This is a genomic window from Bradyrhizobium sp. RT6a (assembly GCF_040547675.1).
GTDB lineage: Bacteria > Pseudomonadota > Alphaproteobacteria > Rhizobiales > Xanthobacteraceae > Bradyrhizobium.
Map to the genome: position 1 here is coordinate 70,851 of NZ_JBEPQC010000003.1, position 16,445 is coordinate 87,295.

Annotated in this window: 17 protein-coding genes and 1 pseudogene; 7 read left to right on the forward strand and 11 right to left on the reverse strand. The window is 64.8% G+C overall.

Annotation, left to right across the window (positions count from 1 at the left end):
- The first annotated feature begins 134 nt into the window (after positions 1-134).
- The gene (locus tag ABIC03_RS18275; protein ID WP_354059830.1) at positions 135-1,820 is read left to right on the forward strand and encodes a methyl-accepting chemotaxis protein; all 1,686 of its coding nucleotides are present in this window, start codon (positions 135-137) and stop codon (positions 1,818-1,820) included.
- 153 nt (positions 1,821-1,973) lie between these two features.
- Here the strand turns inward: ABIC03_RS18275 and ABIC03_RS18280 are convergent, their stop codons facing one another.
- Together ABIC03_RS18280 and ABIC03_RS18285 are read right to left on the reverse strand one after the other, a co-directional pair.
- Positions 1,974-2,951, reverse strand: a complete 978-nt coding sequence (locus ABIC03_RS18280) for a Bug family tripartite tricarboxylate transporter substrate binding protein (protein ID WP_354059832.1) — start codon at positions 2,949-2,951, stop codon at positions 1,974-1,976.
- Positions 2,952-3,048: 97 nt separating this feature from the next.
- Positions 3,049-3,984: pseudogene (locus ABIC03_RS18285) on the reverse strand (DMT family transporter).
- Positions 3,985-4,089: 105 nt separating this feature from the next.
- Here ABIC03_RS18285 and ABIC03_RS18290 point away from each other — a divergent pair.
- Positions 4,090-4,479: a DUF1330 domain-containing protein gene (locus ABIC03_RS18290; RefSeq protein ID WP_354059834.1), complete on the forward strand. Its 390-nt coding sequence runs from the start codon at positions 4,090-4,092 to the stop codon at positions 4,477-4,479.
- Between the two features lie 51 nt (positions 4,480-4,530).
- On the opposite strand, the gene ABIC03_RS18295 is transcribed toward ABIC03_RS18290, so the two are convergent.
- Positions 4,531-5,463 carry a DMT family transporter gene (locus ABIC03_RS18295; protein WP_354059836.1) on the reverse strand — a complete coding sequence of 311 codons (933 nt, stop codon included), beginning with the start codon at positions 5,461-5,463 and terminating at the stop codon, positions 4,531-4,533.
- A 368-nt stretch (positions 5,464-5,831) separates the two neighbouring features.
- On the opposite strand from ABIC03_RS18295, the gene ABIC03_RS18300 reads away from it, so the two are divergent.
- Both ABIC03_RS18300 and ABIC03_RS18305 read left to right on the forward strand, forming a co-directional pair.
- On the forward strand, positions 5,832-7,124 hold the full coding sequence (locus tag ABIC03_RS18300) for an adenylosuccinate synthase (protein WP_354059838.1): 1,293 nt from the start codon (positions 5,832-5,834) through the stop codon (positions 7,122-7,124).
- A 37-nt stretch (positions 7,125-7,161) separates the two neighbouring features.
- Positions 7,162-8,787, forward strand: coding sequence for a hypothetical protein (locus ABIC03_RS18305; RefSeq protein WP_275169533.1), 1,626 nt, complete (start codon positions 7,162-7,164; stop codon positions 8,785-8,787).
- A gap of 160 nt (positions 8,788-8,947) precedes the next feature.
- On the opposite strand, the gene ABIC03_RS18310 is transcribed toward ABIC03_RS18305, so the two are convergent.
- From ABIC03_RS18310 to ABIC03_RS18320, 3 genes are all read right to left on the reverse strand, one after another.
- Positions 8,948-9,223 (reverse strand): hypothetical protein, encoded by a 276-nt coding sequence (locus ABIC03_RS18310; RefSeq protein ID WP_354059840.1) that lies wholly within the window; start codon positions 9,221-9,223, stop codon positions 8,948-8,950.
- Between the two features lie 259 nt (positions 9,224-9,482).
- Positions 9,483-9,710: a hypothetical protein gene (locus ABIC03_RS18315; protein WP_007614124.1), complete on the reverse strand. Its 228-nt coding sequence runs from the start codon at positions 9,708-9,710 to the stop codon at positions 9,483-9,485.
- Between the two features lie 36 nt (positions 9,711-9,746).
- The gene (locus ABIC03_RS18320; RefSeq protein ID WP_247431606.1) at positions 9,747-9,992 is read right to left on the reverse strand and encodes a hypothetical protein; all 246 of its coding nucleotides are present in this window, start codon (positions 9,990-9,992) and stop codon (positions 9,747-9,749) included.
- Between the two features lie 143 nt (positions 9,993-10,135).
- On the opposite strand from ABIC03_RS18320, the gene ABIC03_RS18325 reads away from it, so the two are divergent.
- Positions 10,136-10,561, forward strand: coding sequence for a DUF5413 family protein (locus ABIC03_RS18325; protein ID WP_275169530.1), 426 nt, complete (start codon positions 10,136-10,138; stop codon positions 10,559-10,561).
- Positions 10,562-10,622: 61 nt separating this feature from the next.
- Positions 10,623-11,180 (forward strand): DUF4112 domain-containing protein, encoded by a 558-nt coding sequence (locus tag ABIC03_RS18330; protein WP_354060864.1) that lies wholly within the window; start codon positions 10,623-10,625, stop codon positions 11,178-11,180.
- A gap of 78 nt (positions 11,181-11,258) precedes the next feature.
- Here the strand turns inward: ABIC03_RS18330 and ABIC03_RS18335 are convergent, their stop codons facing one another.
- The 4 genes from ABIC03_RS18335 to msrA form a co-directional block, all read right to left on the reverse strand.
- On the reverse strand, positions 11,259-11,552 hold the full coding sequence (locus ABIC03_RS18335) for a hypothetical protein (RefSeq protein WP_007596188.1): 294 nt from the start codon (positions 11,550-11,552) through the stop codon (positions 11,259-11,261).
- 210 nt (positions 11,553-11,762) lie between these two features.
- A complete protein-coding gene (locus tag ABIC03_RS18340) occupies positions 11,763-11,927 on the reverse strand; it encodes a DUF3309 family protein (RefSeq protein ID WP_354059843.1) in 165 nt (54 codons plus the stop codon).
- A gap of 108 nt (positions 11,928-12,035) precedes the next feature.
- Positions 12,036-12,455 (reverse strand): peptide-methionine (R)-S-oxide reductase MsrB, encoded by a 420-nt coding sequence (gene msrB, locus ABIC03_RS18345; protein ID WP_354059845.1) that lies wholly within the window; start codon positions 12,453-12,455, stop codon positions 12,036-12,038.
- A gap of 44 nt (positions 12,456-12,499) precedes the next feature.
- Entirely contained in the window at positions 12,500-13,204 is a 705-nt protein-coding gene (msrA, locus tag ABIC03_RS18350) for a peptide-methionine (S)-S-oxide reductase MsrA (protein WP_027519935.1), read from the reverse strand.
- 245 nt (positions 13,205-13,449) lie between these two features.
- Between msrA and ABIC03_RS18355 the strand changes: the two genes are divergently transcribed.
- On the forward strand, positions 13,450-15,147 hold the full coding sequence (locus tag ABIC03_RS18355) for a caspase family protein (protein WP_354059847.1): 1,698 nt from the start codon (positions 13,450-13,452) through the stop codon (positions 15,145-15,147).
- Positions 15,148-15,244: 97 nt separating this feature from the next.
- Here the strand turns inward: ABIC03_RS18355 and ABIC03_RS18360 are convergent, their stop codons facing one another.
- Positions 15,245-16,360: an ATP-dependent DNA helicase gene (locus tag ABIC03_RS18360; protein WP_354059849.1), complete on the reverse strand. Its 1,116-nt coding sequence runs from the start codon at positions 16,358-16,360 to the stop codon at positions 15,245-15,247.
- Positions 16,361-16,445: the final 85 nt, after the last annotated feature.

Below are 16,445 nucleotides of genomic sequence, written 5' to 3' on the forward strand. Positions count from 1 at the left end.
GCGACGGCCCGACGTTTCCTCCGGGCTTTTACGGGGCGCTCCGTAACAGGTTGCTAAGGGCTCGCCACTAAAAGTTGATTCAATTGCGATCGATTCCCTCGCGCGTCCTTATCCCTTTGTTGCCGGAGCATCCCGTGAAATTGAGCAATCTGAAGATCGCCCCCAAGCTCGGCATTCTCGTCGGCGTCACCTTGTTCGGCCTGTGCATCTCCGGATTTCTGGCCGGCTATCTGATGAAGCAGGAGATGGTGAACGCGCGTATCGAGCAGGCCAAGGCCATCGTCGACATGGGCCGCAACTATGCGGTGGCGCTGAAGAAGCGGGTGGATGCGGGCGAGATGACGAAGGATGCCGCGATGGCTGATCTTCGCCGCTACGGCAACGCGATGACCTATGACAAAGGCGCCGGCTATCTATTCGGGACGTCCTATGACGGTATCACGCAGCTGGCGCCAGATCCAAAGCAGATCGGCACCAACCGCATGGAAGTTCTGACCAATGGCCGCAAACTGTCCTTGGAGCTGATGAACGGCGCGAAGGCTAACGGTTCGATCCTTTTGACCTATGAATACGCGAAACCGGGCCAGGAAGGCTTGATCCGGAAGATGGGCTACGCGGTGGCCGTCCCCGAACTCGAGATGTATCTCGGCACCGGCGCCTATCTCGACGACATCGACGCAAAGATGGGCCCGGCCTACTGGCTGCTCGGTCTCGCCATGTTCGGTATCGTCATCGTCGCCGGAAGCGTCGCCTGGCTGCTTGGCCGCAGCATCAGCCGTCCCTTGGCGCTGCTCGGCACCCGCATGAAGGATCTCGCCGAGGGCAAGCTCGAGGGCGACATTCCCGGCGTGGGCCGTGGCGACGAAGTCGGCGCAATGGCGTCGACCGTCCAGATCTTCAAGGACAACGCACTGCGCATTCGCGACCTCGAGAGGACCGAAGCCGATGCGAAGGATCGTGTCGCGGAGGAGCGTCGCAGCGCGATGGAGGGCATCGCCAGCGAATTCGAACGCAGCGTCAACGGCATCGTCCGATCGGTCTCCTCGGCCGCGACGGGCATGCAAGCCACTGCGCAATCCATGACCGCGACCGCTAGCGACGCCTCTTCCCGTGCGGCGACCGTCGGCGCGGCCTCGCAGAGAGCGTCGGGCAATGTCGGCACGGTAGCCGCGGCGGCCGAAGAGCTGTCGAGCTCGGTTGCGGAAATCTCGCGCCAGGTCACCCGCTCGACCGAAGTGGCGAGCCGTGCCGTCAACGACGCCGAGCGCACCAATGCCACGGTGCAGGAACTCTCCACCGGCGCCGAGAAGATCGGCGAAGTGGTCAAGCTGATCCACTCCATCGCGGCACAGACCAATCTGCTCGCCCTCAACGCCACCATCGAGGCGGCGCGTGCCGGTGAATCCGGCCGCGGCTTCGCCGTCGTCGCTTCCGAGGTCAAGGCGCTTGCCAACCAGACCGCCAAGGCGACCGAGGAAATCTCCGCCCAGGTCGCGGCGATGCAGACCTCGACCAGCGATGCGGTCGCCGCCATCGGCGGCATCACCCAGACCATCGCCGAGATGAGCGAGATCACCGCGGGCATTTCCGCGTCGATCGAGCAGCAGGGCGAGGCCACCCGCGAGATCGCCCGCAACATCCAGTCGGTCGCCGCCGGGTCGAGCGAGATCAACGCCAATATCGGCAGCGTCACCTCGGCCGCGGAAGCCACCGGCACGGCGGCAAGCGACGTGCTCACCAATGCCCGCGAGCTCGACAGCCAGTCCGGCGCGCTGCGCAGCGCAGTCGACGGCTTCCTCGCCAAGATGCGCGCGGCGTAAGCCGCCACACCAGAGCGATCCATCTACTCCATCGTCATGCCCGGGCTTGTCCCGGGCATCCACGTTCTGGGACACCGTACGCGTCGATAGGCGTGGATGGCCGGGACAAGCCGGCCATGACGGAAAATGCGGAGCGCGCAGCTTCGCGAGCGCCTACTGCTTCTCGATCCCCGCCTCCCGGATCAGCTTCTCCCACAACACCAGCTGTTCGTTCACGAACGTGCCGAGCTGCTCGGGCGTGCCCGAAAACGCGTCCATGCCGAGGGTGGCGAGCTTGGCCTTGATCTCCGGCTGCTCGATGATCTTCCGGATCTCGGCATTGAGCCGCGTCACGATCTCCCTGGGCATGCCGGCGGGTCCGAAATAGCCCTGCCACGACGAGATGTCGAAGTCCCGCACGCCGGCCTCCTGCATCGAGGGCAGGTTCGGCACCAGCGACGAGCGGTCCTTTGTCGTGACGGCGAGCGCGCGTAGCGCGTTGCCCTGGACATGCGGCAGGCCGGTCAGGATGTCCACGAACATCATCGAGACGCGGCCGCCCATGACGTCGTTGAGCGCCGGCGGCGAGCTCTTGTAGGGAACGTGCAGAAGGTCGAGCCCGGCATTGTGCGCAAAGGTCGCGCCCGAGACGATCGCCGAGGACGAGCCCGAGGCGTAGCTCAGCTTGCCCGGATTGGCCTTGCCATAGGCGATGAGTTCGCCGACGGTCTTGGCCGGCACCTCCGGGTGGATCACCAGCATGAAGGGCAGGTCGCCGGTGCGCGCGATCGGGGTGAAGTCCTTGACCGGATCATAGGTCAGGCTTTTGAGCAGATAGGGATTGGCCGAATGCGTGGTGTTGGTGGTCACCAGCAGCGTGTAGCCGTCGGGCGCGGCGCGCGCGACATAGGTGGCGGCGATCATGCCGTTGGCGCCCGCCTTGTTCTCGATGACGATGCCGACGCCGAGTGCCTGCGACAAATGCTGCGAGATCAGCCGCGTCGTGGTGTCGGTGCCGCTGCCGGCCGCGAACGGCAGCACCAGCGTGATGTTGCGGCTCGGATAGTTGTCGGCCTGCGCAGCGGATGCGGCGGCGAGACAAACGGCGGCCGTACCGATGGCACGCAGGTTTCGGATCAACGCTGAAAGCATGTCTGTTCGTTCCCTCTTTTTTCGTTGGCGGGGAACCTAGCGTCTCCTCGTCGAAATCGGAAGGCGCGAGTTTGTCGCTTCGTCTCGCGCTGCGGAATTACTTCACCGCAGACCCCTGGCGCGAGGCGATCACGACGCCGGCGAGCACCAGCAGGTAGCCGATCAGGTGGAATGGCTGGATCTTTTCGCCGAGCAGCAGGATCGCCATCGCCGAGCCGAACACCGGCACCAGATGGAAGAACGGCGCGGCGCGGTTCGGGCCGATCAGCGCCACGCCCCGGTTGAAGAACAGATAGGCCAACGTCGAGGGAAAGATCAGGATGTAGCCCAGCGTCGCCAGCGTCATCCCGTCGAGTTGCAGGACGCGGCCGCTCCAGGCCTCCCAGATCGCGGTCGGGAGCAGCATCGTCGCGCCGCAGCAGGTGGTGAAGGAGAGAAAGGAGAGTTGGTGGATCTTCGGTCGCCGCGGGATGAAGGCGGAGTAGATCCCGAACGCCACCAGCGAGGAGGCGAACATGATGTCCCCCCTGTTGAAGCTGATGCTCGCGAGCGCGGCGAGATCGCCGCGCAGGATGATGATCAGCACGCCGAGAAGCGAGATCGCGATGCCGGCGAGCTGCGCACCGGTCAGCCGCACGCCGAACAGCACCAGCGATCACAGCGCCACGAACAGCGGTCCGGCCGACTGGATCAGCAGCGCGTTCAGCGCCTCCGTGTACTGCATCGCCCAGTACGAGATCGCGTTGTTGAAGGCAAAGCCCACCAGCGACAGGAACAGCATCAGGGGCAGGCTCTTGCGCAAATTCGGCCAGTCGCGCTTCAGGTGCGGCCAGGCGAAGGGCAGGAGGATCAGGAACACGCCGAACCATCGGATCGTGGTCACCGTCAGCGGCGGCACATGCGCACCGACGTGGCGCGCGAGCACGATGTTGCCGGCCCAGAACAGTGAGCTCAGGCTAAGCAGCAGATAAGGCTGGTTGTTGAGCCAACTGGCCGGATTGGAGGCCGGTGGCGCGGGCGAAGCGATCGTCATTGGCGTTGGATACAAGCTTGCGCCGGATGTACGTCGTGACACAAGTCACGCGGCCGCAATGCTACAATGCAGGCATGACCAGAGGAGGCGGGATTGGCGGTTAATATGTTGAACATCGACGGCCTGGAGCGGCTCGATCCGCATGCACCGGTGGTGATGTTGAACCTGATGCGCTTCCGCGCGCGCTCGGGCGACGGCGACGGTTCCGGCTGGGACGCCTATTTGCGCTACAGTGCGGTCACGGTGCCGATGATCAAGGCGCGCGGCGGCACGCTGCTCTGGACCGGCGAGGCGAAGGCGGTCGCGCTCGGCCCGCAGCAGGGCAACAACTGGGATTTCGCGGCGCTGGTCTATTATCCCACGGTTGCGGCTTTCGTCGACATGATGACGTCGGAGGCCTATGAGACCGAGGCCGATCCGCATCGCCTCAACGCCTGCGCCGAGCACGTCATCATTGCGACGAACGAAGCGTACAGCAAGTTCAAGACGAAATAGCCCTCGCTGCCGCGCCGCGCTTTTCCCTCTCCTACGGCGGAGAAGGAGGACCTATGCCGCCTGCTTCCGTGACGCCACGAACACGCCGGCCAGCACCAGCGCGAAGCCGATGAAGTGGAACGCCTGCGGGTGCTCGCCCAGAAATGCCATTGCCATGATGGAGCCGAACACCGGCACGACATGGAAGAACGGCGCGGCGCGGTTGGCGCCGATCAGGCGGACACCGCGATTGAAGCAGAGATAGGCGAGCGTCGAGGGGAACACCGCGACATAGAACAGGGTCAGCAGGTTCGGCCCGTCGAGCTTCATCACGGGACGCGCGGACAGCTCCCAGATCTCCAGCGGAATGAGACAGGCAGCACCACAGCCGAACGTGAAGGCGAGGAACGACAGGCCGTGCATCGGCGGCCGCTTCAGGGTCAGCACCGAATAGAGCGCGAAGATGATCAGCGCGACGATGAAGATGAGGTCGCCCTTGTTGAAATCGATGTTCGACAGTGTGGTGAAATCGCCATGCAGCAGAATGATCAACACGCCGCACATCGACAGCAGCACGCCGAAGGCCTGCGCCACGGTGAGCCTGACACCGAGGATGGCGAGCGACCACAGCGCCACGACCAGCGGCGCGGCGGATTGCAAGAGGAGAGTGTTGAGCGCCTGCGTATGCTCGAGCGCCCAATATTGCAGCGTGTTGAAGGCGCCGATGCCGGTGATCGAGAGCGTGACCATCAGGCCGAGCTTGCCGCGGATCGCGGGCCAGTCCTGCGCGAGGTATTTCCAGGCGAACGGCAGCACCAGCAGGAAGGCGAAGAACCAGCGCAGGAACGACAGCGTCACCGGCGGGATGTGACCGGCGGCGAGCCGTCCGACGATGGCATTGCCGGCCCAGCACAGCGCGGTGATGCTGAGCAGCAGATAAGGCTGGTTGGCGATCCAGTTGTGGCCGGTCGTGGCGGCGCCGGTGGTCTCGTCGGTGGCGGACATCGTGATTGTTGTGGCCCCGCGTCATGCGCCAAGCCTCCGGCCCGGCGGCACCCGGGCCGGCTCGTAACCCGGCTCCCTCAAAGACACGGAAATCGAGGTTGCATCAACGGGCGCCAGATGCATCGCGACCATGCAGCGGTGGAAGCAGCCTCTCACGCTTTGGTCGAAGCCATTGCGCTTGTCGCGAAGGGTTCTGAATTTTCCGGGGATATCAAAGGCTTGGAGCGCGCTCGCGGCCCCAAAAAGGCCCCGTTCTTGCTTGCTTACAGAGGCTGCATCCTTTATCCGGTTGGCTGCCTCGCGTTCGAGCGGCCCCGGCCGTGATTGGGCTGGGCGCATCTAACAGATTGCATAGGGATTACCCGCGAATGGCCAATGTTGTCGTCGTCGGCGCCCAGTGGGGCGACGAAGGAAAGGGCAAGATCGTCGACTGGTTGTCGGAGCAGGCGGACATCGTCGTCCGTTTCCAGGGCGGCCATAACGCCGGCCATACGCTGGTGATCAACGGCAAGACCTACAAGCTGGCGCTGCTGCCCTCGGGCGTGCTGCGCGAGCAGAAGTTGTCGGTGATCGGCAACGGCGTCGTGTTCGATCCCACCGCCTTTCTCGACGAGGTCACCAAGCTGCGGTCGCAGGGCGTCGCGGTCAGCCCGGACAATCTGCGGGTCGCCGAGAACGTCACCCTGATCCTGCCGCTGCATCGCGAGCTCGACGCTCATCGCGAATCCGCCAATGCGGCGACCGCGATCGGCACCACCCGCCGCGGCATCGGCCCGGCCTACGAGGACAAGGTCGGCCGCCGCGCCATCCGCCTGATGGACCTCGCCGATCTCGACACGCTGCCGCACAAGATCGACCGGCTGCTGGCGCATCACAACGCATTGCGCCGCGGCCTCGGCCTGCCGGAGTTCGACGGCAAGGAGATCCTGAAGGAATTGACCGCGCTCGCGCCGCAGCTCCTGCCCTATGCCGAGACGGTGTGGCGGCTGCTCGACATCAAGCGGCGCGAGGGCAAGCGCATGCTATTCGAAGGCGCGCAGGGCGCGCTGCTCGACGTCGATCACGGCACCTACCCTTACGTCACCTCGTCCAATACGGTGGCGGCGCAGGCCGCGACCGGCTCGGGCCTTGGCCCCGCCGCGGTCGGCTATGTGCTCGGCCTCTGCAAGGCCTACACGACCCGCGTCGGCCAGGGCCCGTTCCCGACCGAGCAGGACAACCCGACCGGCCGCAAGATCGGCGAACGCGGCCGCGAGTTCGGCACCAATACCGGGCGTCCGCGCCGCTGCGGCTGGTTCGATGCGGTTCTGGTTCGCCAGGCGGTCCGGACCTGCGGCATCAACGGTCTGGCGCTGACCAAGCTCGACATTCTCGACGGCTTCGACACGATCGAGGTCTGCACCGGCTACAAGCTGGACGGCAAGGAGATCGATCATTTCCCGGCGGGCGAAGGCGCCCAGGCCCGGGTCGAGCCGATCTACGAGACCATCGAGGGCTGGAAGGAGCCGACCGCCAATGCGCGGTCCTGGGCCCAGCTGCCGGCCCAGGCGATCAAATATGTCCGCCGGATCGAGGAATTGGTGGGGTGCCCGGTCGCACTGCTTTCCACCAGCCCCGAACGCGAGGATACTATCCTGGTACAAAATCCGTTTGAGGCTTAACGATCTCTTACCGGGACGCGCGTATAATTGAGTAGAAATGGCTGATTACTATCCGCTGATCGCCCGCGCTATTGCCGCCCTGGACCCCAACGCTCCCGGCGAGAGCCGTCGCGCGCTCTACGAGCGGGCGCGTACGGCGCTGATCGCGCAGCTCCGCAGCGTGCAGCCGCCGCTCTCCGAATCCGAGATCACCCGCGAGCGACTTTCGCTGGAAGAGGCCGTCCGCAAGGTGGAATCGGAGGCTGCTCAGCGTGCCCGCGAGGCCTCGCGCCCGGGTGGCGGTGCCCGCAGCAGCGGTAGTGGCGATGCCTTCCGCCGCGCCAGCACCCGCGCCACCGAGGGCAACGCGCCCGCGCCCCAAACTTCTGCCCCGCCGCGCACCCGTCCGGCTCCGCCGCCGCCGCGCGCCGACCGGCCCTCCTTCAACGTCGATGACCAGGGCGAGGCCCCGCGCGCGCCGCGGGCTCCGCGTTTCGACGCGCCGCGGCAGCCGGGTCCGTCGGCACCGCCGTCGATGCCGGAGCCTCCGCCGCCCGGACGTGATCGCGCCAGCGGGCGCCGTCCGCCCGACATGGGACCTCCGCCGCCGCTGCCGCCGGCACCGGGCGTGCGCGGCTTCCGCGACATCACGGCCGACGCCAACGATCTCGGCGGCGCCGCCGCGCAGGCCAACCGTGCCGCGCGCCGCACGTACGCCAACGTGCCCTCGCCCTCGCCGGAATTCGACCGGCTTGAGCCGAGCCTGGAGAATCGCGCCGCCGGGGCGGACGCGCCCTACTCCTACGACGAATCGATCGAGGAGGCCGAGCGCTACGCGCCGCAGTCGCAGCCGCCGTCGCAACGTCCGCACATCCCCGTTCTCGACCGCGACACGAAGAAGAAGCGCGCCCGCACCGGCCGCGCCTTTCCGTTCAAGAGCGCGATCGCCGTCGGCATCGTGCTGATCCTGGTCGGTGCCGGCATCCTCTGGGGCAAGCAGCTGGTCCAGACCGCGACCAACCTGTTGAAGTCTTCGCCGACGCAGGTGGTGGAGGCGCCCAGGGATTCGTCTCAGCCGCAGAGCAAGCCCAAGATCCCGGATCGCGTCGGCCAGCCCTCGGCCAGCGACCAGCCGGTTGCGCCGGTGGCGCAGAAGGTCGTGCTCTATGACGAGGATCCATCGGATCCGAAGGGCAAGCAATATGTCGGCTCGGTGGTGTGGCGGCTCGAGCCGATCAAGGCGTCGGGCAACCAGAAGGCCGACGTCGCCGTGCGCGCCGACATCGAGATCCCGGACCGCAAGTTCAAGATGACGATGTCGTTCCGCCGCAACACTGACTCCTCGCTGCCGGCGAGTCATACCGCGGAGCTGACCTTCGTCCTGCCGTCGGACTTTCCGGGCGGCGGCGTCGCCAACGTGCCGGGCATCCTGATGAAGTCGAACGAGCAGGCACGCGGCACGCCGCTCGCAGGGCTCGCGGTCAAGGTCACCGACGGCTTCTTCCTGGTCGGCCTCTCCAACGTCGACGCCGACCGCAGCCGCAACGTCCAGCTCCTGAAGGAGCGTTCCTGGTTCGACGTGCCCCTGGTCTATGCCAACCAGCGCCGCGCCATCATCGCCATCGAGAAGGGCGCTCCCGGCGAGCGCGCCTTCAACGACGCCTTCGCGCAGTGGGGCGACTAGATCTCTACTCCGTGAGACCTCGGCCTGCATGGTTCGAGACGCCCGCCTAGGTGGGCTCCTCACCATGAGGGTTTGATATCTCGCCGCGAAACGCGACCCCATCCTGAGGGCCCGTCCTTGGGCGGGCGTCTCGAAGGATGGCCGCAGGTACGCTCTCTCTCTACTGCGCCGTGGCTTCCCGCTTGCGCGATCCTGTCGCGGCTGCGTGCTCGCGGTCCATCACGGCGCGACAGCCCGGGCTGACCTGAGCCTTCTTCTGCACCATGCAGGCCCTGATCCTGGGGATGTCGGGGATCTCACTCGAGCACAGCCGCATGGCATCGCCGGAGCACATCTGCTGCGCTTCGGACGAGAAGGAATGGCCGGGCGATGTCTGGAATGCGATGGCTGCGGTTGTGACGGCGAAGAGAGTTGCGATGGTCTGGTAGCGTGTCATGCGGAATGCGTCCCCGAGTTCCGTGGGTTGAGCCACTTGGTTTTGGGGCGCCGCACGCGGCTTGATCGGCCGCATGTCACAGCCTTCACGCCGGGACCTCAATCCCGCATGTGGTCGCTCGATCTCTCGTGATGTTCGAATCGAAAAGTGCTGCGCCGCCCGAATCAAGTATGCGCCATTGTCGCGCAGCTGCAATGGCGGGCAAAAAGGAATTCGCAATTGTTGCGCGCACGTCACGCACAATGCGACTCGCGTGCGATCAGATCAACCGATCGGAGGACACGCTCGCTTGTTCCGCATCGCTTGCGCCAAGCGCTGCGTGCTCCTCGACAGCAGTAACGCCCTTTGCCGTGAGCTCGAATAGATCGCCGTCCTTCATCACGTAACCGTCGGCGATCAGCTCGCCTATCTTGCCGTGCCGGTCGTCGGCAAAGGCGATGGATTGGCTGATGTCCCTGAGAATCGAGAGCTGTTCGTCGCGCAACATGGCTTCACTCTCCATTATCCGGGAATGTTCCGGTCCTTACATGCCGTGGCTCTGAAACACCTTGCTGCAAGAGCGCGACAGCTTGGCTCTGTTGGCTTGCAAGCAGCCTTGTACCGCCATGTCGTTGCCGAGGTCCTTGCGGCAGAAGCGCGAGGCGTCCCGCGAGCAGGCCTGCTGCTCCTGCGGCGAACCCATATGGCCTTGTGCGAGAGCGGGCGCGTTCGACAGGCCGCTCACGGCCGTCAGCGCGATCGTCGCCAGGAAGAACAGTTTGCGGGACATCGGCGGCTCCAAATCTGACAGGTGAGTTTCAGGTCCTGTCTGAACTCGTCGCTGTGCCGCTTGTTCCCGACGCAGTGCCGCACCCCCGCTATTCAAGGTTCCCGCGGCCCTGCTATAAACGGGGTGAAGGATGAGGGTGCCTGATGAAACGCTATCTCGTGTTTGCGCTGGTTGGCCCGTTCGTGGGCGGGTTCCTGCTGCTGCTGACGACGACCTACCAGTCCGGCTATTGGACCCAGACCAGTCTCGGCGAGGTCGGCAAGCTGTTCGCGGTGTTCTTCAAAACCCTGCAATACAGCTATCTGTTCGGCTTTCTGCCCTCGCTGATGATCGGTGCGGTCGACGACATCCTGATCCACATCCGCCGGATCGGCCCGGTGCTGCGGATGCTGCTGGTCGGCGTGTTCGCCTTCATCCTGGCCTCGCTGACCTACAGCTCGCGCGGGCCGGACTCGGGCGCGGTGCAGTTCATCCTGTACGGCCTCGTCGGGTTCGTGCCGGCGGTGATTTCATCCTGGCTCGTGCATAGATATGTCGAGGAGCCGCAGCCGGCGGCGGCACAGACTTGAGGGCGCGACCTTCGATCACGCCGCAGCAACCTCCGCCGCGCTGGCGCGTTCCCTACAGGCCATGACCATGCCCGATGACGATATTCTTGCTCCGCGTCGATCCCGTTCGGGAAACCGCTCGGGTGCGGCCTCTTCGGGCATCGGGGGCCGTGGGCCGATCATCGATCAGGACGGTCACGAGATCCGGCCCGAAACGCTCGAGCAGGGCTTTCGCGAGTTTCGCTACGAGTTTGGGAAGGACAGTCCCTTTGCTGGCAACCCGTTTGGCAATCTGACGCGCGAGCAGCGGATCGCGCGGATCGAGGCGATCGCAAAGCTGCTCGATGTCGCCTTCGTGCTGCCCGGGACCAATATCCGCTATGGCATCGACGGCTTGATCGGACTGATCCCCGTCGTCGGCGACATCATCACCACCGCGATCTCGCTCTGGCTGGTGCGAGAGGCGAGGGCGCTCGGGGCACCCTGGTACATCACCGCGCGCATGCTCGGCAATGTCGCCCTCGACGGCGTCGTCGGCATCGTCCCGTTCGCGGGCGACGCCTTCGACGTCATGTTCCGTGCCAACATGCGCAACGTGCGCCTGCTCCGCCGCTGGCTCGACAAGCAGCCGCGCATCTGACACGCCCCAAAACGCAAAAAACGCGACGGCCTTTCGGCCATCGCGCCCTGAGCGCACATCGGAGTGGCTTACGGAAACTTACGCCGCGTCAGCAGCGTCGGTGCTGGCCTCAACCGGCTTGCGGTGACGGGGCAGCGGGAAGGCTTCGCTCTCATACAGCGAGCGGATGCCGTTCTGGTCGAAGCGCGCTTCCTCGACCTGGAGATAGGCTCCGTTCAGCGAGTCCGTCGGCAACTGCTCCATCGCGAACTGGACGGCTTCGGCCGCAGTGCCGAACCGGCGATAGGTGAAGCCTGCACGCTTCTTCTTGCGGATCGCAGCGGGGAAGAGTTCGGCGGAAGTATTGAAGTTGAACGGACGCAGTGGACGCATGGTCAAAGACCTCGTGATCTCTCTGGGGCTTTAAGCGCGTGGGGTTTAGACGGGCAGAGGCCACGATTGAGTGGGCGCCGCACATGTCATTTTCGTCCTCTAATATAGCCCGTTTTGACAAAATTGCGACCCCCGCGATGCGAGATGATGAATCCGCGCATGGCTGCTCCGCAACCTGGAAAGGTTCAACAATATCAGTGCCTTCAAGGGTTATAGCTTGCCAAGGAGCAGGAGCACGAGCAGCACCACAAGGACAAGGCCGCCGATCCCCATGCCGGAATGACCCATTCCGTAGCCGTAGCCACCGAGGCGGCCAGACAGGCCGCCGACGAGATAAATGATCACCAGGATGATCAGGATGGTCCCAAGCGTCATGGCATCCTCCCTGGCGGCCGCCGCAGCGCCATGGCCGGCCGCACCACGGGGGAAGAAAAGCACATCGCGCCGCCGGGTTCCATGACGGAACCCGGCGGCGCGCAAGGTTTATTTGGGTTCGAGCTTCAGCGCCGCGGAATTGATGCAGTAGCGCAAGCCGGTCGGCCCCGGGCCGTCGGGGAAGACATGGCCGAGATGGCCGCTGCACTTGGCGCACAGCACCTCGGTACGGATCATGCCGTGGCTGACGTCCCGCTCCTCGTCGATGTGGCCCTCGACGGCCGGCTGGGTGAAGCTCGGCCAGCCGCAGCCGGAATCGAACTTCGCGTCGGACTCGAACAGCACATTGCCGCAGCCGGCGCAGGTATAGGTGCCGGCGCGGTGGTCGTGTTCATACTCGCCGGAGAAGGGACGCTCGGTCGCCTTCTCGCGCAGCACCGCGTATTGCATCGGCGACAATTCGCTGCGCCATTGCTGTTCGCTCTTGATGACCTTGTCGTCCGTGGTTTTCGTGTTGGTGTCGGGCATGGGTCTCCCGTTTTTTCGATGATCTTGTTTCGATGATCTCGCGATCAGTTGGTGGCCTTGCTGGCGCTCACCAACGTCGGCTTCTCGATATAGTTATCCGCGAACAGCTTTTTCAGGTTCTCGACCTTCGGGAGGTCGTTGTAGGCGATATAGGGCTGGTTCGGGTGCAGGGTCAGATAATCCTGGTGATAGGCCTCCGCCGGATAGAACGCCTCAAGCGCGCCGACCTTGGTCGCGATCGGCTTGCTGAAGACCTTGGCGCCGTTGAGCTGGGCGATATAGGCCTCGGCCACCTTCTTCTGCTCGTCGGAGGTGGTGAAGATCGCCGAGCGATATTGCGTACCGGTGTCGGGGCCCTGCCGGTTGAGCTGGGTCGGGTCGTGCGCCACCGAGAAGTAGATCTGCAGGATCTTGCCGTAGGAGATCTTCTTCGGGTCGTATTTGATCTCGACCGATTCCGCGTGGCCGGTCCGGCCGCTCGATACGGTCTGGTAGTCGGCCGTCGCCTTGGTGCCGCCGGCGTAGCCGGAGACGGCGTTGACGACGCCTGCGGTGTGCTGGAACACGCCCTGGACGCCCCAGAAGCAACCGCCGGCGATCACGGCGGTCTGGATCCCGCTTGCGGGCGCCGCGTCAACGGCGGGAGCGGGGATCACGACCGCATCCTCTGCGGCCCGGGTCGGCGCGGCAAAAGCCAGCGTCAGGGCGGTGGTTGCGGCGAGCAGGGACAGGAGGGCAGGTCGGCGCATGGCGATCCTCTTTCCGAAGGTCTGACAGTCTAGGGCGGTTGGGGCCGGGCGAACAGCCTGCCCGGCATTTTCGGACATTCGAGATACGGGCGGACCGGGCGATTGTTACGGCCGGACGGACACGAGTGTGTGAAACGCGCCGCCTGGAGCAGCCCGGCTTGGCGAGGACCGGAACTCCGCGCTAGATGAACCGGCGCGATCGGTGATCGACTTAAAAGAATCGTGGCTGGAGCTGACCTGACAACATGCTGCGCGTCGCATCCCTGACTCTCGTCGCTGTTCTCGCCGTCCTGGCCGGCTGGAGTTCGATCGCGGCAGCCGATCCGAAACCCGGCGACGACCTCGCCCTTTGCCGCGACCGCCAGGCGGATGCGCAGGCGAGGGCGCAGGCCTGCGACAATTTGCTCAACGCCGACCGGCTCACCGGCAGGGACAAGGCCATCGCGCTCTCCGTGCGCGGCAATACGCTGATCAACAAGCGCGACTACGTCCACGCGATCGAGACCTTGTCCATGGCCGTCGACCTCGATCCCGACAACGTTGTCACGCTCAATTTGCGCGGCCTCGCCTATGAGCGGACGGGCCAGGACGACCGTGCGATGGCGGACTACAACCTCGCGCTCCAGAAGCGCCCGACCTACGGTGTCCCCTACAACAACCGCGGCATCATCCAGGTGCGCCGGGGGGCGCTGCAAAGCGCGCTCGACGATTTCAACCTGTCGATCAAATACGCGCCCAAGTTTCTGCTCGGCTACACCAACCGCGCCCGCGTGCGCACGCTGATGAAGGATTTTGACGGCGCGCTCGCCGATTTCGCGGAGGCCGAGAAGATCGAACCGGCCGCGCCGCAGATCACCAGCAATCGTTGCATCACCTACGGCATGATGGGCAAGTTCGACCAGGCGTTCGCCGATTGCAACGGCTTGATCGAAAAGCAGCCGAAAAACGTGTACGCGATCAACAATCGCGCCGACGTCAACATGTTGAAGGGCGATTTCGACGCCGCGCTGAAGGACTACAACATTGCGATCCAGATCAACCCGAACAATGTCCGGGCACATTCGGGTCGCGGCCAGATCTACGAGCGCAAGAAGGATCTTGCCCAGGCCCGTGCCGACTATCGCGCGGCGGCCTATTCGCTGACGAAGTTCGACGAGTTCGATGTCGCGCGTGCCCGCGCGATCGCACAGGAACGATTAGCCGCGCTGACCCCGCAGCCGTCGGCCGGATCCACGGGACGCCGCGTGGCGCTTGTGATCGGCAACGGTGCCTACAAGAACGTCCACGCCTTGCCCAATCCGCCACGTGACTCGAAAATGATCGCAGCCGTGCTGCGCGATGTCGGCTTCCAGACCGTGATATCCGTCAGCGACCTGACCCGCGACAAGTTCTTCGAAGCGTTGCAAACGTTTGCGGCCGAGGCGGAGAAGGCGGATTGGGCGGTGGTCTATTACGCCGGCCACGGTTTCGAGATCGGCGGCGTGAATTATCTCGTTCCCGTCGATGCCAAGCTCGCCGCCGACAGGGACGCCGAGACCCAGGCGGTTGCGCTGGAGCAGGTGATCGCGGCGGTGGGCGCTGCGCGAAAAGTGCGTCTGGTGATGCTGGATGCCTGCCGCGACAATCCGTTCGCGCCGACCATGCAGCGCACGCTGTCGCTGAAGCTGGTAGACAAGGGCTTTTCCAACATCGAGCCTGGCGCCGGCTTCATGGTGGTCTACGCCGCCAAGCACGGCGAGACCGCGATGGACGGCGACGGCGGCGCCGACAGCCCGTTCGCCACCGCGCTCGCCCGCGAAATCAAGGTGCCGCGCGTCGAGATCCGAAAACTGTTCGATATCGTCCGCGACGACGTCTGGCTTGTGACCAAGCACGTGCAGCAGCCGTTTTCATACGGCTCGCCGCCGGGCCGCGAGGATTTTTATTTCGTCGCGGGGAAGTGAGGTTTCGTAGGGCGGGTTAGCGAAGCGTAACCCACCACTGTTGCGATCCGAGGAGAAAGAGGTGGGTTACGCCTTCGGCTAATCCACCCTACGGGCTTCACACCACAATGCTCAACCTTTTAGCCGCCCGCGTAATTCCCGTGTACAGCCACCTCGCGCGGCTCTCCTGAAACGCAAAGCTCTCGTCGAACAGCACGACGTCGTCCCATTGCGAGCCTTGCGACTTGTGCACGGTCAGCACGTAGCCGTAGTCGAACTCGTCATAGGGCTTGCGCTGCTCCCAGGCGATCGCCTCGACGCCGCCCTCGAAACAATCGGCGCGCACCGAGACCTTGGTCACCTTGTGGCCGAGATCCTCGTCCGGCGACAGTCTCATGCTGAGAATGCGGGATTTCGAGCGCGAGGTGTTGCGCGACTTCACGCGCCACAGCCCGCCGTTGAACAGGCCCTTCTTGCGATTGTTGCGCAGGCAGACCAGCTTGTCGCCGGCGACGGGGAAGACGTCCTCGATGTTCTGGCGCTGGCGCACCCGCATATTATACGCGCGCCGCGTGTTGTTGCGGCCGACCAGCACCTGGTCGGCGGCCATGACGCGATCAGGATCGAGCTCCTTGCGTGATACCACCTCGCTCTCGCCGTAGCGGCCGATGTCGAGCTCGCGTCCCTCGCGAACGTCCATCGACATCCGCACGATCGGGTCGTCCTGGGCCTGGCGGTGCACCTCGGTCAGCATCGCATCCGGCTCGGTATTGGTGAAGAAGCCGCCGCCCTGGATCGGCGGCAGCTGGGCGGGATCGCCCAGCACCAGCAGCGGGCAGTCGAACGACATCAGGTCGCGGCCCAATTCGGCATCGACCATCGAACATTCGTCGATCACGATCAGCTTGGCCTTGGAGGCCGGGGCGTCGTCCCACAGCTCGAAGCTGGGTTGTTCCTCGCCGGATTCGCGGGTGCGGTAGATCAGCGAATGGATGGTGGAGGCTTCGTCGCACCCCTTGTTGCGCATGACCAGCGCCGCCTTGCCGGTGAAGGCGGCGAACTTCACCTCGCCGTCGACGCCGTCGGCGATGTGCCGCGCCAGCGTGGTCTTGCCGGTGCCGGCATAGCCGAACAGGCGGAACACCGGCGGCGTGCCGTTGCGGCCGGGTTTGGCCTTGAGCCAGTCGCCAGCGGCCTTGAGCGCGGCATCCTGATGCGGGGTGAATGTGGCCATGTCTGTCTTGAGGAGGGGGCGAAACGGAGCGATTCGCCAGCCCCAAAACTAACCATTCGCACCGCCGGTTCAAGCGGCGCAAATC